Raw genomic sequence first — 24,217 nt, 5'->3', positions numbered from 1 at the left:
GCCGGCTCAGACAGCGCGCACGAAGGCCGCGAGCTCCTGGTTGAACCGTTCCGGGAACTCCTGGAACGGCGAATGCCCGCAGTCCTCATACCAGGATATCCGCGCATGCGGGATCGCTTCCGCGATCATGCGCGCTCCTTCCGGCAGCACGACCACGTCGCGCGTTCCTTGGGTCACCAGGACGGGCACGCGCACCTGCCGCAGCGCCGCGATGGTCGCGCCGGGATCGGTATGCCAGGCAGCCGCCGCGCGCCGGACCGGCACGGGCACGATCGCGTTGTAGCAAAGTGCCCGTTCGTACAAGGAACGGGCCGGCCGCCGGTAGTAGCACGCATTCAGGAAGGAGATCGTGTGCTCGACCTCCTGCGACACCGTGGCGACGTCGACGCGTTGCGCGCCCGGTGTCGCGGGCCCGACGGCGCGTGCATCCTCGATCACGCGCGAGCCGACGAAATTGACGCCGCCCAGCGCGCCGTCGCCATAACGCATCAGATACTGCCGCAGCACGCGTCCGCCCATGGACCATCCGACGGCCACGGGACGTCGCAATTGCCTGGCTTGCAGGACGGCGGCGATGTCGTCCGCCCAATGGCTGTGATGCTGGTAGGCCGCGGCGTCCAGCGGCTTGTCGGCGCCGCCATGGCCGCGCAGATCGACGGCCACGATGCGGAACTCGCTGGCCAGCTCGCTGGCGATCTGCGGCGCGAAGCACAAATGGCATTGGGCGACGCCGTGTACCAGCAGGATCTCCTTGCCATCCGGATTGCCCCATTCGTAGGTAGCCAGCCGCACGCCGCCCGCGCCGCTTACCATCAGCGGCGCGACGTCCGGTACCTGCCAGCGCCGCTCATCATCCTGCGTATCCATCAGCTCGAAATCTCCTCCAGAGGCCGGCGCAGGGTGCGCGGGCCGAAGATGCCGATGACCAGGATCATCAGCACCATGGCGACGCCCATGAAGGCCGCCACGCCGGGCGTACCGCCGACGCCCAGGAAGAAACCGATCAGCAGTCCCACAATGGCCGCGCTGGCGCGCCCCCATCCATAGACGAAACCCACGGCGCGCCCGCGCAGGCGCGTCGGGAATTGCTCGGCCTGGTAGCTGTGGAAGATAAACGAGAGCCAGTTGTTGGACAAGGTGACCAGCACGCCGAACACGATGACCGCCGCCGGATTGACCTGCATGGCAAACAGCACCATGAACAACCCGATGCCCACCCCCGCGCACACGATTTGCCATTTAGGCTCCATGCGGTCGGCGATCAGCAAGCCCAGCAGCGGGCCAAAGGGATTGGCGATGGCGATGATGAAGGCATACTGCAGGCTCTTGGTGATCTCCACGCCCTTCGCGATCAGCAGCGTGGGCACCCAGGCGCTGAACCCGTAGAAGCCGATCACCGCCAGCAGATTGAAGACCGACATCACGATCAGGCGCTTGCGGTGCGGCGGGCGCAGCAATTCCGAGAAATGCCCCTTGGATTCGACGCGCGCCGATGACGGCACCTGGACCGGCGGCAGCGCATGCCCCAGCTCGCGCGCGGCGCTGGCCTCGATCTGCTGCATGATACGTTCGGCGCGGTCGCGTTGACCGTGCATCGCCAGCCAGCGCGGGCTTTCCGGCAGCGCGCGGCGCAGCCACCATGCGGCCAATGCGCCCACCGAGGCGATGATGGCGACCCAGCGCCAGCCGTCCAGTCCCAGGATCCGCAGCGGCACCAGCAGCCATCCCAGCAGCGCGACCACCGGGACGATCAGGAACTCAATGAACTGGTACAGGGCAAACGCCCGTCCGCGCGCATTCGGCGGCACCAGCTCGGGGATGAAGGTGTCGATGGTCACCTGCTCCAGGCCCAGGCCGATGGAAGCGATGAAGCGGAACAGGTCGATGCCGCCGGCGGTATGCTGAAACGCCATGAGCAGCGTGGCCAGCGAGTACCACACCAGCGACACCGTAAAAATCGCCCGCCGCCCGGCGCGGTCGGCGATGAAGCCAAAGAAAATGGTGCCGACGAACATCCCGGCGAACGTGCAGAACACGAAAAAGCCGACCCCGCTCAAACCGAAGAAGTGCAGCGAACTGGTGGCGAACAATCCGCTCTTGACCAGCCCCGGCGCGATATAGGCGGTCATGAACAGGTCGTAGAGCTCGAATATCGCCCCTATCGAAATCAGGAAGACGAAATGCCTGGCGGTCTTCGAATACGGCAGCCGGTCCAGCCGCGCCGCCACCCGCAGGGCGTACTCGTCGTTGGAAAGCGTGGTCGGCGTCGCGGCATGTCCGGCGATCGACGGGCGCGCGGCAGCCTGCGCCGCGCCGGCGGGGGCGTGGGTGTCCATGGGCTCTGTCTCCGTATCGTTATAGTTGTGATGCGTGGCGAATATTCCGGCTACCCGCCAGGGAGCGCAAGCCAAATAAACGCACGGGCCGCATGACAAAAAATCATGGCTTGCCACGCGGCCGCCGCCTGCCGCGACCGGTATCCTCGTGAGGGGTGGTCGGCCCCATTGCCAGCGGTTGGCACAAGTCAGCGACACCAAGGAGACCCCGGATGACCGGCACGATAACGGGCGCCATGCGCGCCATCACCATCGATACCTACGGCGGACCGGAGGTTGTGCGGATGCGCGAAGACGCGCCCGTCCCCGTGCCCAAGGCGGGTGAAGTATTGGTCAAGGTGGCCTGCGCGGGCGTCAACTTCATGGACATCCACACCCGCCAGGGCAAGTACGCCGAATCGCGCACATACCCGGTGCGTGCACCCTGCACGCTCGGCATGGAGGGCGCCGGCGTCGTGGTGGCCACGGGGCCCGGCGTGACCCATCCCGCCGTGGGGCAACGCGTCGCCTGGTGCATCGCCTGGGGCAGCTTCGCCGACTATGCCGCCATTCCGGCGCGGCTGGCGGCCGTCATACCGGACGCCATCGGCTTCGATACGGCGGCGTCGGCCATGTTCCAAGGCTGCACCGCCCACTATCTGATCCACGATGTAGCCCGATTGGAAGCCGGCGGCAGCTGCCTGGTGCATGCGGCGTCCGGCAGCATAGGGCAGATCCTGATCCAGATGGCCAAGCGCATCGGCGCGTCGGTATACGCGACGGCCAGCACCGACGACAAGCGCGCCGTCGCGCTGCGGCGGGGAGCCGACGCCGCCCTGCCCTACGCCGATGGCGGCTTCGCCGACCAGGTACGGACGCTGACCGGCGGTCGTGGGGTCGATGTGGTTTTCGATTCCCTGGGCAAGGCCACGCTGCGCGACAGCATGCGGGCCGCCCGCACGCGGGGCCTGGTCGTCAACTACGGCAACGTATCGGGGTCGGTAAAGGATCTGGACCCCTACGAATTGGGCGAAGCGGGTTCGCTATACCTGACGCGGCCGCGGCTGGCCGACCATATGGCCGACGCCGCCACCGTGCAGCGCCGCGCCGACGCGGTATTCGATGCGATCCTGGATGGCAGCCTGTCCATCGAAATCACGGACCGCTATGCCTTCGACGACATCCCGAAGGGCCACGCGCGCATCGAGGCGCGCGAGCAGGTCGGCAAGGCCGTGGCGTGGATATGAGGCGCATCCACATGGCCTGACCGCGCATGCGGGCAAACCTGCCGTGGCGGCTGCGCCGGCCATGGCCGGCTCGCGACCTGCCATTCAATGCGCGGCGGACGCGTCGGCCCCGCCGCCGCCCTTGGCCGGCCGGGTAATCCAGATCAAGGGAATGATGAGCAGGAAGATGACGGCCGACACATAAAAAATATCGTTCAGCCCCATCATCGCCGCCTGCGCATTCAGGTTCGCATCGAACATCGTATGCGCCGCCCTCGTGTCCAGGTGCAGCAGCGAGCGCAGCGACTCGATCTCGCGGCTGAACAGCGGATTGGACGGCGTCGCCACTTCGGTCAGCCGTTCATGGTGCAGAATGGTGCGGTTGTTCCACACCGTGCCCGCCACCGACGTGCCGATCGCGCCGCAGAACACCCGCACGAAGTTGGACAGCCCCGCGGCGGCCGGCACGCGGGACGGCGGCTGGCCCGACAGGATGATCGCGGTCAGGGGCACGAAGAACAGCGCCATCGGTATGCCTTGCAGCAGCGTGGGCCACACCAGATGCCAGGTATCGATCTCGGTGACGTAGTTCGACCGCATATAGAACACAATGGCAAAGCTGACAAAAGCGACCGTCGCGATGATGCGCGCATCCGACTTGGGCAGCAGCTTGCCCAGCACCGGCGACAGCAGCAGGGCAAAGACGCCCAGCGGCGCCATCACCAGCCCGGCATCGACGGACCGGTAGTTCAGGTATTCCTGCATCCACTGCGGCAGGAGCACCAGATTGCCGAAGAACACGCCGTAGGCGATGGAAATCGCGATCGTGCCGCCGCTGAAATTCCGTTGCCCGAACAGCCGCAGATCGACGATGGGGTGGTCCTCGGTCAACTCCCAGATCAGGAAGAACGTGAAACTGACCACCGCCGTCACGCCCAGGCCGACGATCAGGGAGGAATTGAACCAATCCAGGTCGCGCCCCTTGTCCAGCATGATCTGCAGGGCGGCCACCCAGGTGATCAGCAGCAGCAGGCCCACCAGATCGATGGGCAGCTTGCGCGTCGGCGTCTCGCGCTGGCGGTAGATACTCCAGGTCACCGCGGCGGCGAATATTCCCACCGGAATATTGATGTAGAAAATCCACGACCAGCTGTAGCTGTCCGTGATCCATCCGCCCAGCGACGGCCCGGCGATCGGCCCCACCGTGGCGGTCATGGCCCAAAGCGCCAGCGCCATGGAGCTTTTCTCCTTGGGATAGGAGCCCAGCAGAATCGCCTGCGACATGGGTATCAGGGGACCCGCCACGGCGCCCTGCAGGACGCGGGCGAACAGCAGCACCGGCAGGCTGGGAGCGATACCGCACAGCCACGAAGCCAGCGTGAACAGCACGATGGCCGCCACGAACAGCCGTATCTGCCCCACGCGCTGGGTCAGCCAGCCGGTCAGCGGAATCGACACCGCGTTGGACGCGGCGAACACGGTGATCACCCAGGTGCCCTCGTCGACGGACACACCGAGATTGCCGGAAATCGTAGGTATCGCCACGTTGGCGATCGATGTATCCAGCACGTTCATGAAAGTGGCGAGCGCCACTGCCAGGGTGGCCAGGACGAGCTGGCCGCCCTGCAGCGGCGGCAAGGGGGAAGGATTCTGCGAGGTAGCCATGGGACCTGCCTGGTAAACGCGTGTACCTAGGTTCTCATGCAAAGCTGAACACAGCCTGAGCGTTCGCCGATACCCTTGGCCAACCCAGGGTCATGGGTATCGGCGCAAGGCCCCCGGGCGAGCCCGGAGCCAGCGACACCGCCGGAGCCGGCCCCAGGGTCCGGCCCGGACGGCCATCGACACGCAAAACAGGGCTTGTTACGGAAGCCGGGTGAAAGCTATGCTTCGGCACGCGCGGCGCGGGCGGACCTCCGCCCTGTTCCGCGGCCCGACCTTTCCCTCGGCCCCACGCCCGATAGCCCCGTAGAAATGGACTCCGTGGATACTTTCCGGAAGTTGAGCGCAGGCGACACCGGTCCCCGTTTCTGGCGCGCCCAGATTATCGGCTGGCTATGCCTCGCCGCCATCGGTTTCTTCACCCGCTACGGCGCGTTCGGCCATGCCACCCTGGCACTGGTGCTGACCGTGGTGCTGGATACCCTGGGTTTCCTGGCGACAAGCGCGAGCGCCGTCTTTCATGCCCGTCATCCCGGGACGGGCAAGATCAAGGCCATGGTCACCGCCGCGCTGCTATGCATCACGGCCGCCGCCATCAATGCCTTGATCGCCAATACGATCCATGGGCTGTTTCCCGCCCACGCCCTCACCTACGTGCCGCGCAACGGCTTCTCCATGGGGTTCATCTACTACCTGGGGATTTTTTCCATCTGGACGCTGGTGTATTTCGGCGTCAGCGCCGAACTCGACGCCCGTACGCAGCGCATGTCCACGATGCAGGCCGAGACGCGCGCGTTGCAGCTGAAACTGGAACATCTGCACCTGCAGATCGAGCCTCATTTCCTGTTCAACACGCTGAACACCATCGTGGCCGAGATCGCCGATCGCCCCGCCATCGCCGAGGAAATGACGCGGCGCCTGGCCGCCTATCTGCGCTATTCGCTGAACGCGCGCGGCAGCGCGATCTGCCGGCTGCGGGACGAGGTCGCCGCGCTGGAAACCTACATCGGCATCCAGGCGCTGCGATTCGGCGATCGTTTCGAGTATCGCTGCGAGGTGGATCCGGATTCCCTGGACGCGCCCATTCCGCACATGACGCTGCAAGGCCTGGCGGAAAACGCCATCAAGCATGGCATGCGCGCCGAAACCCCGCATTTCTCCATAAACCTGCGGGCCTGGCGCGAGGGCGCGGCCCTGATCGTGGAAATGGAGAATCCCGGCACCCTGAGCATGCCCTTCGACTTCGGCGATGGCGCGGGCGGGATGGACGATGCCCCGGCGGACGGCGGCACGGAACAAGGCGGCCACCGTATCCATCCGTCCATCGAAGGCTTGCGGCCCGCCGGCGGCGCCTTTGCATCGAATGGCGTGGGGCTGCGCAACCTCAGCCAGCGCCTGGCGCTGCACTATCCCGGCCGCAGCCGCTTTTCCCTGGCGCAGCGCGCCGACCGCACCGTGGCCAGGCTCTATATGACGGGCGACCCATGCTTCGCGTAATTGTCGTCGACGACGAGGCGCCCGCGCGCCGTTACCTGCGGCGCCTGTTGGAAACCCACGCCGACGTCGCCATCGTCGACGAAGCGGCAACCCGCGAGGAAGCCGGACGCGCCGTGCGCATGCACCGGCCGCACGCCGTCTTCCTGGACATCGACCTGGCCCGCGGCACCGGCTTCGACGTGCTGGACAGCCTGGACCAGCCTCCCGCGGTCGTCTTCGTGACGGCGCACGCCGATCACGCGCTGCGGGCCTTCGACGTAGCGGCCGTCGACTACCTGCTCAAGCCGGTCGATGCGCCGCGGCTGGCGCAAACGCTGACGCGGCTGCGCCAGTCCCTGATCCCGGCCACCCGTGGCGCCGCAACCGGCCCTGGCGATCCGCCCATGCAGCCACACCTGGTAGCCCGCACCCGCCAAGGCCTGCGGCGCATCGGCGTACAGACCTTGTCGGCCGTCGTCGCACAGGGCGACTACGTCAGGCTGTGCTGCGCCGACGGCTCCGCCGAGTTGATCCACGCCACGCTCAGCGGCCTGCGGCCGCAACTGCCCTCGCCGCCATTCTTCCAGGCCTCGCGATCCATCATCCTGAACCTGGATCACGTCGCGCGTGTCGGCGGGGGCGCGCGCAAGTTCGTCGAATTCACGCGGCAGGCCACGCCCATCGAACTGGGCGGCACCGCGTTCGAGCGCCTGAAGAAACAACTTTCGGCCCAGCCGTCAGCGGCCCGCATGGCGCGCTTCTAGCACGCCGGCTCCGGCGTGATGCGAGGACGTCCCTCTGCCATTGCGACAAGGGATTACTCTTTGCTACACACCGGTGTTACTGGATGTTATAAATAGAGGAGATTGCGGCGGCAAAAGCCCGTCGCGCGGCCAAGAAGCATTCGGTGGCCCCAACCAGAACCGGTGAACGGCAAGGGAGAATCCGATGAAATGCCCCGAGATACCTGCGGAGGAAGGTTCAAGGCTCCAGGCATTGTCCGAATACGGGCTGGGCAGCGAACGCCCTTTGCCCAGCCTCGATCCCGTCGTCCAGATCGCCGCGCGCATGTTCAGCATGCCGGTAGCGGCGGTGAACATGATAGGCAGCGACCACGTTTTCCTGGCTGCCCAGACCGGCATCCCGGAGGACGTGGACAAGACCCGCGACGTATCCTTCTGCGCTCACGCCATCAACCAGGAAGACGTCATGGTGGTGCCCGACGCCGCCCTGGACGAGCGCTTCCACGACAATCCGCTGGTCACCGGCAGCGCTGGCGTACGCTTCTACGCGGGCGTGCCGCTGCGCTCGCCGTCCGGCCATGCCCTGGGCGCCCTGTGCATCATCGACGGCCAGCCCCATCACGACTTTTCGGAGGACGACCGCCAGCGTTTGCGCGAACTTGCCCTGATGGCCGCCGACCGCCTGGAGCTGCGCCGCATCGAGGTATCCGCCGAAACTACGCGGCGGCCATTCGACGCCTACGCCAAGGACTCGCCCACGGCCGTCGTCTGGTTCGGCGAAGACTGCCACATCGTTTCCTGGAACAGCGCCGCCGCCACGCTCTTCGGTTATGACGCTGAGGGCGCCGGCGCCCAGCCGCCCGGCCTCGCCTTCGATGCCTTGCTGGACGGCGATAGCGTCGCTGTCTTCCGCGATCTGGTGCGGCGCGCGCTCGCCGCGGGCTCGGTCGAAGACCTCGTCATGCCGGACACGCTGCAAGGCCAGCGGCGCGACGGCAGTCTTTTTCTATTGGGCTTGTCCCTGTTCTGCTGGCGCGAAAACGGCCCCGCGGGCCTGACCTTCAACGCTCACCTGCAGGACCTGACCGCGCGGCACCACGAGCAAGACGCCCTGCGCCGCCTGGCCCACATCGACCCGCTGACCGGCCTGGCCAATCGCAACCAGTTCTACCGGCAGGTCGAAGCCACGCTGACGCATCCACGCGCCGCCACCGTGCTGATACTGGACCTGGACAACTTCAAGGACATCAACGATACCCTGGGCCACGAGGTCGGCGACGAACTGCTGCGCGAAACCGGCCGCCGCCTGCAGGCGCTCGCGGGACAGGACGGCACCGTCGCCCGCCTGGGCGGCGACGAATTCGCCATCCTGCTGCCCGACGTCGATGCCCGCGAGCCCGCCATGGAGGTGGCCTCCAAGGCGGTGGCCGCGCTGTCCGAGCCGGTCACCGCGGCCGGCCAGCAGGTACCTATCGCCGCCAGCTGCGGCGTGGCGGTCGCGCCCCTGCAGGCGCAGGAAGCACTGGAACTGATCGGCGATGCGGACCTGGCGCTGGCACGCGCCAAGTCGGTGGGACGCGGCCAGGCCTACGTCTTCGTGCCCGCGCTGCGGATGGAGGCCACCTCGCGCCGCCTGCACGGCATGGAGCTGCACCGTGCCGTCACCGATGGCGAATTCGTGCTGTTCTACCAGCCGCAGGTGCGCTTGAGCGATGGCGCGCTGGTCGGCGCCGAGGCCCTGATCCGCTGGCGCCATCCGCGCCGCGGCCTGCTCGCGCCCGCCGCCTTCCTGCCCGCGCTGGAAGGCGGTCCGCTGGCGGCGTCGGTGGGCGCCTGGGTGCTGGACGAAGCCTGCGCACAGGCCGCGCGGTGGCGCAACGCCGGCGCGCCCGGCTTCCGCATGGGCGTCAACCTGTTCAGCGCCCAATTCCACGTCGGCGACCTGGCGCGCGATGTCCTGCGGGCGCTGGAACGCCATGGCCTGCCGCCGAATGCGCTGGAACTGGAAATCACCGAAAACATCGCGCTCGATCACGACGATGTGGTGCTGGACATGCTGCGCCGCCTGCACGACGAAGGCGTATCCATCGCCTTCGACGACTTCGGCACGGGCTACGCATCGCTGGCGGTGTTGAAGCGCTATCCCCTGAACCGCCTGAAGATCGATCGCTCCTTCGTCCACGGCATGCTGGAATCGGAGCGGGATGCGTCGGTGGTGCGGGCGGTGCTGGATATGGCGCGCGCGTTCAATGTGAACGCCATCGCCGAAGGCGTGGAAACCGGCGCGCAGCGCGATGCCCTGGCGCCGGCCTGCGCGGAGGGTCAGGGCTACCTCTTCAGCCCGCCGATCCCGGCCCTGGATTTCGCGCGTGCCTACGGCATCGGGCAGGATGCGGGAATAGCCCGCTGCGCCTGAATATTTTTTGATGTCGCTGTAACCGGCTTTCCAGCCGGGGCGAATTAGCTTGTGTATCCGCGACGGATACCTGCTTATCGAACCCACTGGAGAGCTCGAATGTCCGCAAAAACCACAGTAACGTCCGCCATGCTGGCCACCGCCGTCGCCAGCATCTTCGCGTCCATCGCCCATGCCGCGCCGCTGACGCAGGCCGAAGCCAATGCGGCCATCGCCGCGCACAAGGAAAAGTGCTACGGCGTCGCCTTGAAAGGCCAGAACGATTGCGCCGCCGGCCCCGGCACCACCTGCCAGGGCACGTCGACCATGGACTTCCAGGGCAATGCGTGGAAGTTCGTGCAGGGTGGCACCTGCGCAAGCATCCAGGTGCCCGGCGGCGGCCACGGCTCGCTGACCCCGATCAAGTCCTGACCGCGCCGGCAACGGGGACAGCCATGGGCGCCCTCATCGAATCAACGACGATACGCGAACCTGGCGGTCCCCCGGGCGGCGAGATACGCGCGGCGTCCATACTCGCCGGCACCAGCTTCAAGCACGGGCACCTGGCCGCGATACTGGACGACCGGCCCGCGCGGGCGTTCTTCGAGGTTCACGCCGAGAACTACATGGGCGCCGGCGGCCCGCCGCATCGGATGCTGGCCGCCATACGCGAACGCTATCCGGTTTCGCTGCATGGCGTGTGCATGTCCATCGGCGGGCCGGCGCCGCTGGACCTTGCGCATCTGGCGCGCTTCCGCGACCTGGTGACGCGCTACGAGCCGCTGCTGGTGTCGGAACACCTTGCGTGGTCGTCGCATGGCGGCACGTTCTTCAATGATCTTCTGCCGCTGCCTTACAACGCGGCCACGCTCGAACACGTCTGCGCGCACATCGAACAGGTACAGGACGCGATCCGCCGGCCGCTGCTGCTGGAGAATCCGGCGACCTACGTGGCCTTCGCGTCGTCGACGATGAGCGAAACGGATTTCATACGCGCGGTGGTCCGCCGCACCGGGTGCGGCCTGCTGCTGGACCTGAATAATGTCTTTGTGTCGGCGACCAATCACGCTTATTCGGCCATCGGCTATCTGGACGCGTTTCCGTTGGACAGTGTGGGCGAGATCCATCTGGCCGGCCATGACGAACAGCGCGACGATGAAGACGGGATCCTGCTGATAGACAGCCACGACCGCCCCGTCGCCGATGCCGTGTGGGCGCTGTACCGCCAGGTCATGGCCCGCATCGGTCCCCGGCCCACGCTGATCGAGTGGGACAGCGAGCTGCCCGCCTGGCCCGTCCTGCGAGCGCAGGCGGCAACGGCGCGCGGCATCATGGACGCGCATGCGTCGAACCACGCGCGAGAGGCCAGCCATGCATGCTGATTTCGCGGCCGGCTTGACCAACCCCGGCTACGCCGCGCCCACGGACGTGATCGCGCGGTCCGGCAAGGGCGTGGCCAAGCGCTACAACGTCTACCGCAACAACGTCACGGTCAGCCTGATCGACGCGCTGGCCGCCATCTATCCCGCGGTCCGGCGCATCACCGGCGTCGAGTTCTTCCGCGCCATGGCGCGCTTCCACGTGCGCGCCACGCCGCCCGCGTCGCCGCTGCTGTTCGAATACGGCCGCGATTTTCCGGCGTTCATCGCATCCTACGAGTACGCGCGTGATATGCCATGGCTGGCCGATACCGCGCGCGTCGAGCGCGCCTGGCTGGACGCCTACCACGCCGCCGACGCAATGCCGCTGAACGCGGCCGGCCTCGCCGCCGTCCATCCCGCATCGCTGCCGGAATTGCGCTTCACGCCCCATCCCGCCGCGCGCGTCCTGCGGTCGCCTTACCCGGCCGTCTCCATCTTTACCATGAACAAGGGCGATGGCCCGGTCACGCCGTTGTGTTCCGGCGAGGCCGAAGACGCGCTGATCACACGGCCCGCTCACGATGTCCTCGTTACCCGCCTGCCGCCCGGCGGGGCAGTCTTCCTGAACGGCCTGTTGGCCGGCATTCCGCTGGGCCTGGCGGCAACGGCCGCTTTCCAGGCCGAGCCTGCCTTCGACCTGTCCGCCAACCTGGCGGGGATGATTTCGGCGGGCGTATTCGCCGCCATCCAATACGGAGATTGACGACATGTCAGCCCTGCAAGACCCACGACAAACAGCGCCGGGCAGCCCGCGCCAGGACCGTTCTTTCGCGCTGCCCGCGGCAATCGCCGCGGCCCGACGCGGCGTCGAACGACTGGCGCAGCCCTGGCTGGCGCAGTTGCTGCTTCGTATCGCCCTGGCCGTGCCGTTCTGGAAATCCGGCATTCTGAAATGGCAAGGCTTTCTGCAGTTGAACGACACGGCCATCACGCTGTTCACCGATGAATTCCGGCTGCACCTGCCGGGCGGTCCTTATCCGTTCCCGGCGCCGGCCCTTTTCGCCTTTTTATCCGGATGCGGGGAGGTCATGTTCCCTGTGTTCCTGGTACTGGGCCTGGGCACCCGTTTCGCGGCCGTCGGCCTGCTGCTGATGACCTGCATCATCGAGTTGACGGTGCCCGACGGCTGGCCGGTGCACCTGACCTGGGCCGCCATGGCGCTGGCCATCGCCGCCTGGGGCCCCGGCCGCATCTCCCTGGACCATGTGCTCGGCGACCGCCGGCCGCGTACCTGATACGGAAGCGCCGATGAGAACGCAGGACCTGGTCGCGCGCCTGGCCGGCAACCTGGCGCCGGTTCCGCGCAATGCCATACCGCGAACCCTGAACCGGGCATTGATGACCGGGTTGGCCGGCAACACCGCGCTGCTCGTCGCGCTGTATGGATTCGGCAGCGACATGCCGGAGCAACTGCTGACGGCCATGTTCTGGATACGCCTGGCGTTTCCGCTGGCCATGATCGCGGCGGCGCTGAAGCTGACGGAACGGCTGGCACGGCCGGGGGCGCCTTCCGCGCTGGCCTGGCTGACGGCCATGGCGCCGATCGCCACCATGCTGCTGGTCGCCGCGGGCTTCCAGGCCGCCACGCCATCCGATTACCGCTTGCAGCTGGTGGTGGGCGACGGCTGGCGCAGCACGACCGCGGGCGTCGTGCTGCTATCGCTGCCGTCGCTGGCGGCCACCATGCATGCGCTCAAGACGCTGGCCCCCACGCGCCTGATCGCCGCGGGCGCCGGCGCGGGTGTACTGGCCGGCGCGCAAGGACTGCTCGTCTATTCGCTTTATTGCCCTGAAATGCCGGTGCCGTTCTGGAGCGTCTGGCATGTCCTGGCCATCGCCGTGACCGCAAGCATCGGCGCCGGCATGGCGCCGAAGTACCTGCGCTGGTAGCCATCCGCCCATGAACCCTACCCGCCAACACGCCGCATTCGATCGTCCGCGTAGAATCACGGCACTTACCCAGGCACAAGCCCTAGAGCCATGAATCCAGCCATGCAGAATGGATCGCCGGAATCCGCCGAAGCCAGGCTCAGGGCCCTGCTGCTGGCCGGCCTGGACGGCGACGCCAAGGCCTACCACGCATTCCTGCAGGCGCTGGGCGCCCATCTGCGGGCGTTTCTGCGCAAGCGGCTGTACCGGCTGCCGGACGACATCGAAGACATCGTCCAGGAAATCCTGATCGCCGTGCATAACGGCCGCCACACCTATCTGCCCGAACAGCCGCTGACCGCCTGGACGCACGCCATTGCGCGCTACAAGGTGGCCGATTACCTGCGCCATCGATCGCGGCACGAGGCGCGCAACGAGCCGCTGGACGATCAACAGGATATCTTCGCGGAATCCGATGAAGAAGCGGCGCAGGCGCGCCGCGATGTCGACAAATTGCTGGCGCAATTGCCGGATCGGCATCGACTGCCCATCCTGCATGTCAAATTACAGGGGCTGTCGGTCGCCGAGACCGCGCAGCTGACCGGCCTGTCCGAATCCGCGGTCAAAGTGGGGGTGCACCGTGGACTGAAGGCGCTTGCCGCAAAAATAAGAGGCTCGCTATGAAAACCGATGACATGATCTCGCTGCTCGCGGCGAACGTGGCGCCCGTGGATCGCGGTGCGCTGGCGCGACGTTACCGATGGGCGTTGCTGCTGGGTGGGTTGGGCTCGACGCTGCTGATGTCGGTGAAGTTCGGCATCCGGCCCGACATCCGCGAAATGCTGGTGACGCCTTTGTTCTGGGCGAAGATCGCCTTACCCGTCAGCGTCGCCGCGGCCGCCTTGCTGACGGCCGCGCGCCTGTCGCGCCCCGGCATGCCGGTCGGCCGCGGGTGGCGATTGCTGGCCGCGCCGATCGCCCTGGTCTGGATCGTCGCGGCGGTGATGCTGGCCCTGGCGCCCGCGCCGGAACGCCTGCCCATGGTCCTCGGGGCCACGTGGCGCACCTGCCCCTTCAATATCACGCTGTTATCGGTGCCATCCTTCATCGCGGTGTTCTGGGCGATGAAGGGATTGGCGCCTACACGGTTGCGGCAGGCCGGGGCCGTCGCGGGCCTGCTGGCCAGCGCCGTCGCCACGGTGGCCTACTGCCTGCATTGTCCCGAAATGGGCGTTGCCTTCTGGGCAGTGTGGTACGTCGCCGGCATGGCGATTCCGGCCCTACTGGGCGCGCTGCTCGGCCCGAGATTGCTGCGCTGGTAAACCGGCTTGCCGCTCCCCGCGGCGGCCGTCCTGCCCTTGGGGCGGCCCAAAACAAAAAAGACCCCGCGTCGCGCGGCACTCCCGGTTCGGGGAGACGCCTGCGGCGACGCGGGGCGACCACACCTGTCGATGGCCCGGTTCATGCCCGGGCCGGACGGCCATGCTTATTGGCCCTTGGCGGCCGGGTTGACCTTGCCGGCCAGCGCCGTCAGCTTCTCGTCGGTGGCCTTTTCTTCCTGCAGCGTTTCCAGCAGCAGCTTCAGCGCGTCCTGCTGGCCCAGTTGCTTGGCGAAGGCGGCCAGCGTGCCGTAGCTGGCGATTTCGTAGTGCTCCACCTTTTGCGCGGCGCCGATCAGGGCGGCGTCCAGCACCGGGCCCTTCTCGATTTCGTCGATGATTTCCTTGCCTTCTTCGACCAGGCCTTCCATGGCCATGCACTTGACGCGCTTGAGCTTCAGTCCGGCCGATTCGACGATCTGGTCGATACGCTCGATCTGGCCCTGGGTTTCCTGCAAATGCGATTCGAAAGCGGCCTTCAGGTCCGGATTGGTCGCGGCGCGCGCCAGCTTAGGCAGCGCCTTCGTCAGTTGCTTCTCCGCGCTATAGACGTCGGACAGTTCGTGCAGAAAGAGATCTTCAACGGTTTTCGCAGCCATGAATGTGCTCCTGTACGTGATGGGGATATCGGGATGACTTGCTTATCGAACCGGCCTTCGTCGGCGCAGCGCGTCATGCCGGGTTCACTGATCCGTTCTGCAAACGCTATGCCCGGGATAACGCAGAGCAAGCACTGTTGGGAATAGCGGTTGCTCTTTGCAGCACCGATCGCGGGCAGCGGGCTCGCGGCGTGGATCCCAACGGAGGTTTTATGTTTGCTCACAACAAGCGACTGCAATACACGGTGCGCGTGTCCGGCGGCAATCCGGGCTTGGCGAACCTGCTTCTGGAGCAGTTCGGCGGCCCCCAAGGCGAGTTGGCCGCCGCGATGCGCTACTTCACACAATACGTCGCCGAAGAAGATCCCGGCCGCAAGGACATGCTCATCGACATCGCGACCGAGGAATTGAGCCACCTCGAAGTCATCGGCACGCTGGTGGCGATGCTGAACAAGGGCGCCAAGGGCAAGCTCGCCGAAGCGGTCGAGGAAGAAGCGGAGCTGTATCGCGCCCTCAATGGCGCCGGCAACGACTCCCACGTCACGCAGGTTCTGTACGGCGGCGGCCCCGCGCTGACCAACTCCGGCGGGCAACTGTGGAATGCCGGCTATATCGACTCCATCGGCGACCCGTCGTGTGATCTGCGTTCGAACATCGCGGCGGAAGCGCGCGCCAAGATCATCTACGAACGCCTGATCAACGTCACCGACGATCCTGGCGTGAAGGACGCGCTCACCTTCCTGATGACGCGCGAAGTCTCGCACCAGAAGTCCTTCGAAAAGGCGCTGTATTCCATGCAGCCCAATTTCCCGCCGGGGAAACTTCCCCCCGACCCGCGCTTCGCCAACACCTACTTCAATATGTCGGAAGGCGAAGGCGATACGCGCGGTCCCTGGAACAGCGACGAGAATTTCGAATTCGTCGCGACCGCCGCCGAAGCCGGGCCGCAGGATGGCGACGGCATGGCGACGGTACAACTGGCCGCGGACGAAGTCACCGCCCTGCAAGGACTGGTGGCACGCACGGCCTCCGATCCGGATTCCAACCCCGAAACGGGCGCGGAGCTGGGCGCGGGCAACGCCACGCGTTCGGTATAAAGGCAGTCCCATGCCGGACAGGAACGCGGCCGCGGCGTCATGCCCGGCCGCGTTCTCGCTGTGATGGCCGCCTTTGGCGTGCCGCCACTCATGAACGTCGCCGCGCGGGCGAAGGCGGCGGAAAAACGGACGCCCCTTTACAGCTTCTGCTCAGCATAAGGCACGTGATTTGCCCTACCATGGCTGCCCAGCCGCAGGGAGATGACCATGGATCGACTGTTCGCCAAATTCGCCAACGCCACGGCCCGCGCCGCGGGCAGCCCTTACGCCTTCATACTCTGTGTCCTGCTGGTGCTGGTCTGGGCGGCCTTGGGCCCCATGTTCCACTACTCCGAGACCTGGCAGCTCATCATCAACACCAGTACAACCATCATCACCTTCCTGATGGTCTTCCTGATCCAGAACACCCAGAACCGCGACGGCCACGCGTTGCAGACCAAGCTCGATGAGCTCATCCGCTCATCGAACGCGGAAGACGAGTTCATGGGCATAGAAAAGCTCTCCGACAAGGAACTGGACGTGCTGCATGCGCGTTGCGAAGCGGCGGCCAAGGCATTCCAGGTCGGGTTGGACAAGACACGCGGCGAACGCGAAAAGCGTTCGCGCAGGAACGCGCATCCACACCCGCCGCGCGACACCGACCCGGCCCCGGGCAACCGCCACCCCTGACCCGCGTCCGGCAAGGGATGCGGCGGCATGCCGATTGCGTTCGCCCCGCGGACATTCACACGGGAGAACGCCATGGCACTCGAACTCAAGCCGATCGCGGAACAAGTCATCGTGATCACGGGCGCCTCTAGCGGCATCGGGCTGGCCACCGCGATGATGGCCGCGCATCAAGGCGCACGGGTGATCATGGCGGCACGCAGCCGCAGCACCCTGGAACACGTGGCGGCGGAACTCAAGAAAGATGGCTTCGACGCCATCGCGGTGGAAGCCGACGTGTCCGTACGCGAGGACATGGACCGCGTCGCGCGCATCGCCATGGCCGAATTCGGCCGTGTCGATACCTGGATCAACAACGCCGGCCTGTCCATCTTCGGACGCCTCGACGAAACGCCGGAAGAAGACGCGCAGCGGCTCTTCCAGGTCAACTTCTGGGGCGTGGTGCACGGATCGCTGGCGGCATTGCCGCTGCTGAAGGCGCACGGCGGCGCGCTGATCAATGTGGGCAGCGAGGTGTCCGACGCCTCGGTCCCGCTGCAGGGCATGTACTCCGCCAGCAAGCACGCCGTGAAAGGTTTTACTGATGCATTGCGCATGGAGCTGGAGGCCGACAAGGCGCCGGTTTCCGTCACGCTGATCCAGCCCACGGCCGTGGACACGCCGTTTCCGGAGCATGCGGCCAACTACATGGACCAGGTCGCCAAGCTGCCCTCGCCGATGATATCGGTGGACAAGGTCGCCAGCGCCATCCTCAATGCCGCCACCAGCCCGGATCGCGAAGTCAAGGTTGGCAGCATGTCGGTGATCAACACCACCATGTTCAAGCTGATGCCCGGTCTGGCCGACCGCATGGCCCGCAAGCAGATGGGACGGCAGCAGCGCAATGCGCCGTCCGAACCGCATCAAGGCACGCTGTACGTCCCGGGTGAAAGTGGCGAAACGACTGGCTTCGGCAACAGCAACCCCGCCGATCCGGACGACGCCATGCAGCGCAACACCCGGCCCGTGCATTGAAGCCATACCGGCGGCGCCCGATCACACATGGCTAAGCAGCAGCACGAGGCCGGCGGCCACTCTCCGCATCTTTCCAGCGACGAGCAAGGGCAGGCGTCCCAGCACACGACACCACAGGCCCCCGTCATCCATGAGGTCGTCCGGGAAGATGGCGAGAACGCCCTGAAGCGTCCGGTGCGGGCGCTGGCATGGTCCGCGCTCGCGGCGGGACTTTCGATGGGGTTTTCCTTCCTGGTGCAGGCAGTGCTGGCCGCGGGCATGCCGGACGCGCCCTGGCGCCATCTGGTGGCCGGCCTGGGCTATTGCACCGGCTTCGTCATCGTCATCCTCGGGCGCCAGCAGCTATTCACCGAAAGTACCCTGACTGTCGTGCTGCCGGTGCTGGTCCACCGCGACGTCCGCACCGTGTTGCTCGCGTTACGGCTATGGCTGGTGGTGCTGGCGGCAAACCTGGCCGGCACCATCGTCTTCGCAGCCCTGCTGCTGGTCCCGGGTGTTTTCGAGCCAGAGGTCGTCGGGAACCTGCGGACACTGGCCATCGAAGCCATGCCGGATAGCTTCTGGCCCACCGTGCTGCGCGCGGTGTTCGCGGGCTGGCTCATCGCGCTGATGGTCTGGCTGTTGCCCAGCGCCCGGGCGGCAAGGCTGATGACCATCCTGTTCATCAGCTACATCGTCGGCATCAGCCACCTATCGCACATCATCGCGGGCTCGGTCGAGGCGGCGTATGCGGTGATGACGGGCCATGCGTCGGTGGGAGATTTCCTGCTGCGCTTCTTCGCCCCCACGCTGCTGGGCAACGTGATCGGCGGCGTGTCGCTGGTTGCGATGATCAATCACGCCGCGGTGGCGTCCGAACTGCGGGACCGCAAGGAATCGGGGCCGGCCGGGCGCTCCGGCTAGCCCGCGCCTCGGACGCCGCCCCAGGCTTGATCAGCGACCGGATCCGCTCGGCATCCGCCGCCTTCGCCGGGTTGTAGACCACCATGCCGAGATCCGGCCGGCCGTCGACCGCGAACATGGAGTACTCGAAGGACAGCGGTCCCAGCACCGGATGCTTTATGTGCTTAACGCCGTCGCCATGCGGTCCCTGCACATCGTTGTCGCGCCACATGGCCTTGAACTCCGGACTCAGGCGGCAGAGATCTTCCACCAGCGGCGCCACCACTTCGGCCGCGCCCGCCCGCGCCGCGTCCACCCTGAACGCCGCCACCACGAAACGCGCAACGCTCTCCCAGTCGTACTGCAGCGCGCGAGCGCGCGGATCCAGGAACACGATGCGCAGGATATTGCGCTGTTCCGGCGGCAGCGCGCCGTAATCCGTCAGCATTACCGTGGCGCCGCGGTTCCAGGCCACCACATCCCACGTCGCCGTCCGGATCAAGGCCGGGGTGGGATCGAGCGCGTCCAGCACCCGCTGCAGGCGCGGCGTCACGCCTTCGTCCTTGCGGTAGCGGACCTCCGGCGGCCGGCCCAGCCCCAGCAGGAACAGATGCTCCCGCTCGAGCTCCGTCAGCATCAGCGCGCTGGCGATACGGTCGAGCACGTCGGCGGACGGCGCGCCGCCCCTGCCCTGTTCCAGCCACGTGTACCAGGTCGGGCTGATGTTCGCGCGCTGCGCGACCTCTTCCCGCCGCAAGCCCGGCGTGCGACGCCGGCCGGCGGGAAACCCGAAGGCCGCCGGATCCAGCCTGGCGCGCCGGTCCTTCAGGTAGGCGCCCAGCGGATTGGAGGCGGAGGCCCGCGCAGGCGCGCTCGCGGTGTCCAGGCGGGCAAGCCTGCCGGCGGCGGCGCTGTTGGTGCCCATCCCGTTAACCCTTATACCCTGATAACGCCACTACTTTACCAGGATAGCCAAAACGCCCAGATTATCTCCTTCGGACCACCTTCATCCATTCCCTGGAGATGCATCACCATGCGTATTTTCATCACCGGCGCCACTGGCTTCATCGGCTCGGCCGTCGTCAAGGAACTGATCTCGGCGGGCCATGAGGTCATCGGCCTGTGCCGCTCCGACGACAAGGCCGCGGCGCTTTCCGGCGCGGGCGCCACCGTCCACCGCGGCGCCCTGGAAGACACGGCGAGCCTGCAAGCCGGCGCGGCGCGGGCGGACGGCGTTATCCACCTGGCTTTCAACCACGACTTTTCCCGGTTCAAGGCCAATTGCGAAGACGACCGCCGCGTCATCGAGGCATTGGGCGCCGCGCTGGCCGGCACGGCGAAACCGCTGATCGTCACTTCCGGCGCCGCCCTGACCCGCCCCCAGCCAGGCGAGCCCGCCAGGGAAACCGACCCGGTCATCAGTTCCTCCGTCATCCCCCGCGCCGCATCCGAAGAAGCCGCCGCGACCGTGGCCGCGGACGGCGTCAACGTGTCAGTCATGCGACTGCCGCAAGTCCACGACACCGCCAGGCAAGGCCTGATCACCTACCTGATCGCCATGGCACGCGAACAAGGCAGGCTCGCCTGCATCGGCGCGGGCGATATGCGCTGGCCCGCCGCGCACGTCAGCGACGTCGCCCGCCTGTACCGTCTGGCAATCGAAAAAGCCGAGCCCAATGCGAAATACCACGCCGTCGCCGAAGAAGGCGTAGCGATGCGCGACATCGTCGAAACGCTCGGACGCCGCCTGGCGCTGCCGGTCCAATCGATCGCCGCCTCCGAAGCCGAAGCCTGCTTCGGCTGGCTGGCCCATTTCGTCACGCGCGACATGCCGGCATCCAGCGAACGGACGCGACGCAAACTGGGATGGCAACCCACCGGCCCAGGCTTGCTGGAGGATCTCGAGCGCCTGGCCGAAATGTAAGCTTCGCCGCCGTTGCATGGCGCCCGGGCCCTGTGGCACTCTACCCCTGTGCTCATCCGCTTCCGCGTGTACGCAGCTGCCCGCGTCACATGCCGTCAACTCCACAGGGAGAGAAGATCACCATGACCGACAAGCTATTCGACGCCTCGGCGCCGTCGACCACCACCGCGGGCGCGCCCGCGGTGAGCGACCGCAATTCGCTCACCGTGGGCCCGAACGGGCCCATCGTTCTGCATGACGTGCACTTCCTTGAACAGATGGCGCACTTCAACCGCGAGAAGGTCATCGAGCGCCAGCCCCACGCGAAGGGTTCCGGGGCTTTCGGCGTTTTCGAGACCACGGCAGACGTGTCGCAGTACACCAAGGCCGCCCTCTTCCAGCGCGGCGCCAAGACCGAGATGCTGGCGCGCTTTTCGACCGTGGCCGGCGAACAAGGCAGTCCGGATACCTGGCGCGACGTGCGCGGGTTCTCGTTGAAGTTCTACACCAGCGAAGGCAACTACGACCTGGTCGGCAACAACACGCCGATTTTCTTCGTGCGCGATCCGATGAAATTCCCGCACTTCATCCGCAGCCAGAAACGCCTGCCGGATCGCGGGCTGCGTGACAACAACATGCAGTGGGACTTCTGGACGAACAACCCGGAAAGCGCCCACCAGGTCACCTACCTGATGGGCCCGCGCGGCCTGCCGCGCACCTGGCGCCAGATGAACGGCTATGGCTCGCATACCTACATGTGGGTCAACGCAAAGGGCGAACGCTTCTGGGTGAAGTACCACTTCCACAGCCAGCAAGGCATGGCCTTCTTCAGCAACGCCGAAGCCGCCGCCATGGCCGGCTCCGACGCGGACTACCACCGCCGCGACCTGTTCGAAGCCATCGAACGCGGCGACTGTCCAAGCTGGGAACTGTCGGTGCAGGTTATGCCCTATGCCGACGCCAGGAACTACCGCATCAACCCTTTTGACCTGACCAAAGTCTGGCCGCACAAGGACTATCCGCTGATCAAGGTCGGCAAGATGACCTTGAACCGCAACCCGGTGAACTTCTTCGCCGAAATCGAACAGGCGGCATTCTCCCCGGGCAACACCGTGCCCGGCATCGGGCTGTCGCCGGACAAGATGCTGCTGGGCCGCGCCTTCGCCTACAACGACGCGCAGCGCAACCGCATCGGCGCCAACTTCCACCAGTTGCCGGTGAACCAGCCCAAGGTGCCGGTCAACACCTATATGATCGACGGCCCAATGGCGTACCACCATACGGGCGCGGCGCCGGTGTATGCGCCGAACAGCGGCGATCGCCCGTGGTCGGATGAAACCGGCAAAGTGGACAACGGCTGGGAGTCGGACGGCGAGATGGTCCGCAGCGCGTATACGCTGCATGCCGAGGACGACGACTTCAGCCAGCCGGGCGCGCTGGTGCGCGACGTATTCAGCGACGCCGACCGCGCCGCGCTGGTCGATACCGTCGCCGGCAGCCTGCTGGGCGGCGTCCGCGAACCCGTCCTGAGCCGCGCGTTCGAGTACTGGCGCAAGATCGATGCGGACGTCGGCGCGCGCATCGAAGACAAGGTGCGCAAGGGCCAGGCGCCCAAGCCGGCCGAAGGCCAGGGCCAGGCTTGAAAGCGTGATACGGCTGCGGGCTTACCTGTCCCGCAGCCGGTCCAGCCGCAGCCTGTCGCGTCCATCCGTCAGGCGCTTCATCGCCAGATACCCGGCGCCCATCGCCGCCAGCGCGCTGGCGCCGCACAGCAGGAACATCAGCAGGATCTGGTACTTGGCGGCTTCCACCGGGTCCATGCCGGCCAGGATCTGCCCGGTCATGATGCCGGGCAAGGTGATGATTCCCGCCGCCGACATCTGGTTGATCGTCGGCACGATCCCGCGGCGCACGGATTCCCGCAACAGGCCGGCAAAGGCCTGCCGCGCCGTCGCGCCCAGCGCCAGGCGCGCCTCGATACCGGCACGCTCGCGCCGCACGCCGGACAGCACGGTATCCAGGCTCAGACTGGCGGCGTTCAGCACGCTCCCCAGCACGATACCGACCAGGGCGATCGAATAGCGCGGGTCGTACCAAGGGTCCGGACGCAGCGCCGTATGCAGGATGAACATGGCGGTCACCAGGGTCGTCGTGATCACCGTCACCACCGCCACCACGCCATTGCCGTGCCGCACGATACGCTCGCGCGGGCGAGCGGCGACCTCGCGCGCGGCCAGCGCCATCATCACGAGCAATACCAGAATCGTCATCCACGCCGACGCGTGGGTGAAAACCAGCCGCAGGATATGGCCGACCAGCAAGAGCTGCACGACGGTACGCGCCGCGGCCCACAGCACCTGGCGGTGCAGTGCCAGACGCAAGCCCAGCGAAATTACCGCGGCCAGCGCGACCAGGCTGGCCGCCAGGGCCAGATCGGCGGTCGTCAGATAGATCACGTTCACGCGGCGCGCTCCAGGTGGCCATGGTCCATGCGCCAGGAATGCGTCGCCATCCGCCGCGCCTGTTCGGCGCTATGCGTCACGAGCAGCACGGCGGAGCCCTCCTGCATACAACGCCGCATTTCCTGCTCGACCTGCGCCGTCGACTGCGCATCCAGCGCCGCGGTAGGTTCGTCCAGCAGCAGGACGGCGGGGCGCAGGAGCAAGGCCCGTATCAAGCCCAACCGCTGCCGCTCGCCGGTGGACAGCTCATGCACCATGGCGTCCAGCTTGTCGGCCGCCAGCCCCAGCCGGCGCATGATCGTCAGCGCGGCGTCCCGATCCGCGAAATGCCCGCCGGCGCGTTCATGCCACCAGCCGGCCTCGGCCTGGCAGTAGACCACCTGCCGCCGCCACTGCGGGCCCGACATGCGCGATCGCGGCGCGCCGCGCAGGGCGGCGTTGCCCTCGCCCGGATCCAGATCGGCGATCAGGCGCAGCAGCACGGACTTTCCGGAGCCGGAAGGCCCCAGGATGGCATGGCATTCCCCCGGTTGGCATTCGAGGCTGACGGGCGCCAGCCGGGGGGAAGAAAGGCTATCCAAGGTGAGCAGGGACATGGGCTATCCACATGCAGGCGACGCGCGGTGATTTCAAAGACACCAGCTTGGTCGGGCGCGACATTGTCGCCGAAGAAGAACGTCTTCTCCAGATTATGCAGGCTGTCTCGTAACGCGCCACACTGCCCTTGGCAGGCCCGGCCCGCGTCCCTGGACGAGCTGCTTCAGCTCGTGGAGGTCCCAGCACGAAAGGCTGGCGCTTATCCCGCCTTGCTAGAATCAGCGCCTTTCCCGGGCGCATTCATGGCAAAGGACAATAGCGGGCGGCACGCCATGCTGGTAGCGGCCGGCATCCTGTTCAGCCGCTTGATGGGGTTGATCCGCCAGCGGGTTTTCTCCCATTACTGCCGGATAAAAGTGTTTGTTTCACATTACGCCTAGGGATCGATGACGGCGAGGTGTACCGTGGTTGAGTGGCATCCGCCGCAATCACCGCAAAGGTACTCGCCGTGGCTTTCCCCACCCGCTTCCCCCCCGGCTCGNCTCCCCCGGGAACGCCGGCCCCGCCACCC

Annotated in this window: 24 protein-coding genes; 17 read left to right on the top strand and 7 right to left on the bottom strand. The window is 66.6% G+C overall.

From position 1 onward, the window contains the following. Positions 1–6: 6 nt before the first annotated feature. Both ACNA0R_RS23475 and ACNA0R_RS23470 read right to left on the bottom strand, forming a co-directional pair. Positions 7–867, bottom strand: coding sequence for an alpha/beta fold hydrolase (locus ACNA0R_RS23475; RefSeq protein WP_415828484.1), 861 nt, complete (start codon positions 865–867; stop codon positions 7–9). Further along, positions 867–2,336, bottom strand: coding sequence for an MFS transporter (locus ACNA0R_RS23470; RefSeq protein WP_415828483.1), 1,470 nt, complete (start codon positions 2,334–2,336; stop codon positions 867–869). Before ACNA0R_RS23470 ends, ACNA0R_RS23475 begins: the two co-directional genes overlap by 1 nt. Before the next feature lie 236 nt (positions 2,337–2,572). Here ACNA0R_RS23470 and ACNA0R_RS23465 point away from each other — a divergent pair, with 236 nt between their 5' ends. Beyond that, positions 2,573–3,562, top strand: coding sequence for a quinone oxidoreductase family protein (locus ACNA0R_RS23465; protein ID WP_415828574.1), 990 nt, complete (start codon positions 2,573–2,575; stop codon positions 3,560–3,562). Positions 3,563–3,646: 84 nt separating this feature from the next. Here ACNA0R_RS23465 and ACNA0R_RS23460 read toward each other — a convergent pair whose 3' ends face one another. After that, positions 3,647–5,206 carry a DHA2 family efflux MFS transporter permease subunit gene (locus tag ACNA0R_RS23460; protein ID WP_415828482.1) on the bottom strand — a complete coding sequence of 520 codons (1,560 nt, stop codon included), beginning with the start codon at positions 5,204–5,206 and terminating at the stop codon, positions 3,647–3,649. A 336-nt stretch (positions 5,207–5,542) separates the two neighbouring features. Here ACNA0R_RS23460 and ACNA0R_RS23455 point away from each other — a divergent pair, with 336 nt between their 5' ends. The 10 genes from ACNA0R_RS23455 (at position 5,543) to ACNA0R_RS23410 (ending at position 14,429) form a co-directional block, all read left to right on the top strand. Beyond that, positions 5,543–6,700, top strand: a complete 1,158-nt coding sequence (locus ACNA0R_RS23455; RefSeq protein ID WP_415828481.1) for a sensor histidine kinase — start codon at positions 5,543–5,545, stop codon at positions 6,698–6,700. Then, entirely contained in the window at positions 6,688–7,443 is a 756-nt protein-coding gene (locus ACNA0R_RS23450; protein ID WP_415828480.1) for a LytR/AlgR family response regulator transcription factor, read from the top strand. Before ACNA0R_RS23455 ends, ACNA0R_RS23450 begins: the two co-directional genes overlap by 13 nt. 232 nt (positions 7,444–7,675) lie before the next feature. Continuing rightward, positions 7,676–9,838 carry a putative bifunctional diguanylate cyclase/phosphodiesterase gene (locus ACNA0R_RS23445; protein ID WP_415828479.1) on the top strand — a complete coding sequence of 721 codons (2,163 nt, stop codon included), beginning with the start codon at positions 7,676–7,678 and terminating at the stop codon, positions 9,836–9,838. A gap of 99 nt (positions 9,839–9,937) precedes the next feature. After that, on the top strand, positions 9,938–10,249 hold the full coding sequence (locus tag ACNA0R_RS23440; RefSeq protein WP_415828478.1) for a BufA1 family periplasmic bufferin-type metallophore: 312 nt from the start codon (positions 9,938–9,940) through the stop codon (positions 10,247–10,249). Between the two features lie 23 nt (positions 10,250–10,272). Then, a complete protein-coding gene (bufB, locus tag ACNA0R_RS23435) occupies positions 10,273–11,199 on the top strand; it encodes an MNIO family bufferin maturase (RefSeq protein ID WP_415828477.1) in 927 nt (308 codons plus the stop codon). After that, positions 11,189–11,941, top strand: a complete 753-nt coding sequence (locus tag ACNA0R_RS23430) for an HvfC/BufC family peptide modification chaperone (RefSeq protein WP_415828476.1) — start codon at positions 11,189–11,191, stop codon at positions 11,939–11,941. The genes bufB and ACNA0R_RS23430 overlap by 11 nt, the downstream gene beginning before the upstream one ends. A 4-nt stretch (positions 11,942–11,945) precedes the next feature. Further along, positions 11,946–12,473, top strand: a complete 528-nt coding sequence (locus ACNA0R_RS23425; protein WP_415828475.1) for a DoxX family protein — start codon at positions 11,946–11,948, stop codon at positions 12,471–12,473. Between the two features lie 13 nt (positions 12,474–12,486). Continuing rightward, positions 12,487–13,128 carry a DUF1109 domain-containing protein gene (locus ACNA0R_RS23420; RefSeq protein ID WP_415828474.1) on the top strand — a complete coding sequence of 214 codons (642 nt, stop codon included), beginning with the start codon at positions 12,487–12,489 and terminating at the stop codon, positions 13,126–13,128. A 102-nt stretch (positions 13,129–13,230) separates the two neighbouring features. Beyond that, entirely contained in the window at positions 13,231–13,791 is a 561-nt protein-coding gene (locus ACNA0R_RS23415; RefSeq protein WP_415828473.1) for a sigma-70 family RNA polymerase sigma factor, read from the top strand. Further along, positions 13,788–14,429: a DUF1109 domain-containing protein gene (locus tag ACNA0R_RS23410; RefSeq protein WP_415828472.1), complete on the top strand. Its 642-nt coding sequence runs from the start codon at positions 13,788–13,790 to the stop codon at positions 14,427–14,429. Before ACNA0R_RS23415 ends, ACNA0R_RS23410 begins: the two co-directional genes overlap by 4 nt. Positions 14,430–14,593: 164 nt before the next feature. On the opposite strand, the gene ACNA0R_RS23405 is transcribed toward ACNA0R_RS23410, so the two are convergent. Beyond that, complete coding sequence (locus tag ACNA0R_RS23405; RefSeq protein WP_415828471.1) at positions 14,594–15,085, bottom strand: YciE/YciF ferroxidase family protein; 492 nt, start codon at positions 15,083–15,085, stop codon at positions 14,594–14,596. Between the two features lie 212 nt (positions 15,086–15,297). On the opposite strand from ACNA0R_RS23405, the gene ACNA0R_RS23400 reads away from it, so the two are divergent. The 4 genes from ACNA0R_RS23400 to ACNA0R_RS23385 all read left to right on the top strand — a co-directional run bounded on the left by ACNA0R_RS23400 (position 15,298) and on the right by ACNA0R_RS23385 (position 18,765). After that, a complete protein-coding gene (locus ACNA0R_RS23400) occupies positions 15,298–16,182 on the top strand; it encodes a manganese catalase family protein (protein WP_415828470.1) in 885 nt (294 codons plus the stop codon). Positions 16,183–16,389: 207 nt separating this feature from the next. Next, on the top strand, positions 16,390–16,851 hold the full coding sequence (locus ACNA0R_RS23395; RefSeq protein ID WP_415828469.1) for a low affinity iron permease family protein: 462 nt from the start codon (positions 16,390–16,392) through the stop codon (positions 16,849–16,851). A 72-nt stretch (positions 16,852–16,923) separates the two neighbouring features. Next, positions 16,924–17,862, top strand: a complete 939-nt coding sequence (locus ACNA0R_RS23390; RefSeq protein WP_415828468.1) for an SDR family oxidoreductase — start codon at positions 16,924–16,926, stop codon at positions 17,860–17,862. A gap of 27 nt (positions 17,863–17,889) precedes the next feature. Next, positions 17,890–18,765 carry a formate/nitrite transporter family protein gene (locus tag ACNA0R_RS23385; RefSeq protein WP_415828467.1) on the top strand — a complete coding sequence of 292 codons (876 nt, stop codon included), beginning with the start codon at positions 17,890–17,892 and terminating at the stop codon, positions 18,763–18,765. On the opposite strand, the gene ACNA0R_RS23380 is transcribed toward ACNA0R_RS23385, so the two are convergent. Then, a complete protein-coding gene (locus ACNA0R_RS23380; RefSeq protein ID WP_415828466.1) occupies positions 18,695–19,669 on the bottom strand; it encodes a helix-turn-helix transcriptional regulator in 975 nt (324 codons plus the stop codon). The genes ACNA0R_RS23385 and ACNA0R_RS23380 overlap by 71 nt on opposite strands. A gap of 108 nt (positions 19,670–19,777) precedes the next feature. Between ACNA0R_RS23380 and ACNA0R_RS23375 the strand changes: the two genes are divergently transcribed. Together ACNA0R_RS23375 and ACNA0R_RS23370 are read left to right on the top strand one after the other, a co-directional pair. After that, complete coding sequence (locus ACNA0R_RS23375; RefSeq protein ID WP_415828465.1) at positions 19,778–20,668, top strand: SDR family oxidoreductase; 891 nt, start codon at positions 19,778–19,780, stop codon at positions 20,666–20,668. Positions 20,669–20,790: 122 nt separating this feature from the next. Continuing rightward, positions 20,791–22,290, top strand: coding sequence for a catalase (locus ACNA0R_RS23370; protein WP_415828464.1), 1,500 nt, complete (start codon positions 20,791–20,793; stop codon positions 22,288–22,290). Positions 22,291–22,311: 21 nt separating this feature from the next. Here ACNA0R_RS23370 and ACNA0R_RS23365 read toward each other — a convergent pair whose 3' ends face one another. Both ACNA0R_RS23365 and ACNA0R_RS23360 read right to left on the bottom strand, forming a co-directional pair. After that, entirely contained in the window at positions 22,312–23,109 is a 798-nt protein-coding gene (locus ACNA0R_RS23365) for an ABC transporter permease (protein ID WP_415828463.1), read from the bottom strand. Beyond that, positions 23,106–23,705, bottom strand: coding sequence for an ABC transporter ATP-binding protein (locus ACNA0R_RS23360; protein WP_415828462.1), 600 nt, complete (start codon positions 23,703–23,705; stop codon positions 23,106–23,108). Before ACNA0R_RS23360 ends, ACNA0R_RS23365 begins: the two co-directional genes overlap by 4 nt. Positions 23,706–24,217 lie beyond the last annotated feature (512 nt).

The sequence above is a fragment of the Bordetella sputigena genome, from assembly GCF_965137885.1.
GTDB lineage: Bacteria > Pseudomonadota > Gammaproteobacteria > Burkholderiales > Burkholderiaceae_B > Bordetella_C > Bordetella_C sputigena.
The sequence above is the reverse complement of the archived record's forward strand: the minus strand, read 5'-3'. Positions and strand labels throughout refer to the sequence as shown.

What these genes read in the sequence shown, in the direction of transcription:
- ACNA0R_RS23375 (WP_415828465.1), top strand. Translation starts at nt 19,778, where the DNA reads ATGCGTATTTTCATCACCGGCGCCACTGGCTTCATCGGCTCGGCCGTC.
- ACNA0R_RS23390 (WP_415828468.1), top strand. Translation starts at nt 16,924, where the DNA reads ATGGCACTCGAACTCAAGCCGATCGCGGAACAAGTCATCGTGATCACG.
- ACNA0R_RS23465 (WP_415828574.1), top strand. Translation starts at nt 2,573, where the DNA reads ATGCGCGCCATCACCATCGATACCTACGGCGGACCGGAGGTTGTGCGG.
- ACNA0R_RS23410 (WP_415828472.1), top strand. Translation starts at nt 13,788, where the DNA reads ATGAAAACCGATGACATGATCTCGCTGCTCGCGGCGAACGTGGCGCCC.
- ACNA0R_RS23475 (WP_415828484.1), bottom strand. Translation starts at nt 867, where the DNA reads ATGGATACGCAGGATGATGAGCGGCGCTGGCAGGTACCGGACGTCGCG.
- ACNA0R_RS23370 (WP_415828464.1), top strand. Translation starts at nt 20,791, where the DNA reads ATGACCGACAAGCTATTCGACGCCTCGGCGCCGTCGACCACCACCGCG.
- ACNA0R_RS23440 (WP_415828478.1), top strand. Translation starts at nt 9,938, where the DNA reads ATGTCCGCAAAAACCACAGTAACGTCCGCCATGCTGGCCACCGCCGTC.
- ACNA0R_RS23415 (WP_415828473.1), top strand. Translation starts at nt 13,231, where the DNA reads ATGCAGAATGGATCGCCGGAATCCGCCGAAGCCAGGCTCAGGGCCCTG.
- ACNA0R_RS23395 (WP_415828469.1), top strand. Translation starts at nt 16,390, where the DNA reads ATGGATCGACTGTTCGCCAAATTCGCCAACGCCACGGCCCGCGCCGCG.
- ACNA0R_RS23425 (WP_415828475.1), top strand. Translation starts at nt 11,946, where the DNA reads ATGTCAGCCCTGCAAGACCCACGACAAACAGCGCCGGGCAGCCCGCGC.
- ACNA0R_RS23360 (WP_415828462.1), bottom strand. Translation starts at nt 23,705, where the DNA reads ATGTCCCTGCTCACCTTGGATAGCCTTTCTTCCCCCCGGCTGGCGCCC.
- bufB (WP_415828477.1), top strand. Translation starts at nt 10,273, where the DNA reads ATGGGCGCCCTCATCGAATCAACGACGATACGCGAACCTGGCGGTCCC.
- ACNA0R_RS23470 (WP_415828483.1), bottom strand. Translation starts at nt 2,336, where the DNA reads ATGGACACCCACGCCCCCGCCGGCGCGGCGCAGGCTGCCGCGCGCCCG.
- ACNA0R_RS23380 (WP_415828466.1), bottom strand. Translation starts at nt 19,669, where the DNA reads ATGGGCACCAACAGCGCCGCCGCCGGCAGGCTTGCCCGCCTGGACACC.
- ACNA0R_RS23420 (WP_415828474.1), top strand. Translation starts at nt 12,487, where the DNA reads ATGAGAACGCAGGACCTGGTCGCGCGCCTGGCCGGCAACCTGGCGCCG.
- ACNA0R_RS23430 (WP_415828476.1), top strand. Translation starts at nt 11,189, where the DNA reads ATGCATGCTGATTTCGCGGCCGGCTTGACCAACCCCGGCTACGCCGCG.
- ACNA0R_RS23405 (WP_415828471.1), bottom strand. Translation starts at nt 15,085, where the DNA reads ATGGCTGCGAAAACCGTTGAAGATCTCTTTCTGCACGAACTGTCCGAC.
- ACNA0R_RS23460 (WP_415828482.1), bottom strand. Translation starts at nt 5,206, where the DNA reads ATGGCTACCTCGCAGAATCCTTCCCCCTTGCCGCCGCTGCAGGGCGGC.
- ACNA0R_RS23450 (WP_415828480.1), top strand. Translation starts at nt 6,688, where the DNA reads ATGCTTCGCGTAATTGTCGTCGACGACGAGGCGCCCGCGCGCCGTTAC.
- ACNA0R_RS23400 (WP_415828470.1), top strand. Translation starts at nt 15,298, where the DNA reads ATGTTTGCTCACAACAAGCGACTGCAATACACGGTGCGCGTGTCCGGC.
- ACNA0R_RS23385 (WP_415828467.1), top strand. Translation starts at nt 17,890, where the DNA reads ATGGCTAAGCAGCAGCACGAGGCCGGCGGCCACTCTCCGCATCTTTCC.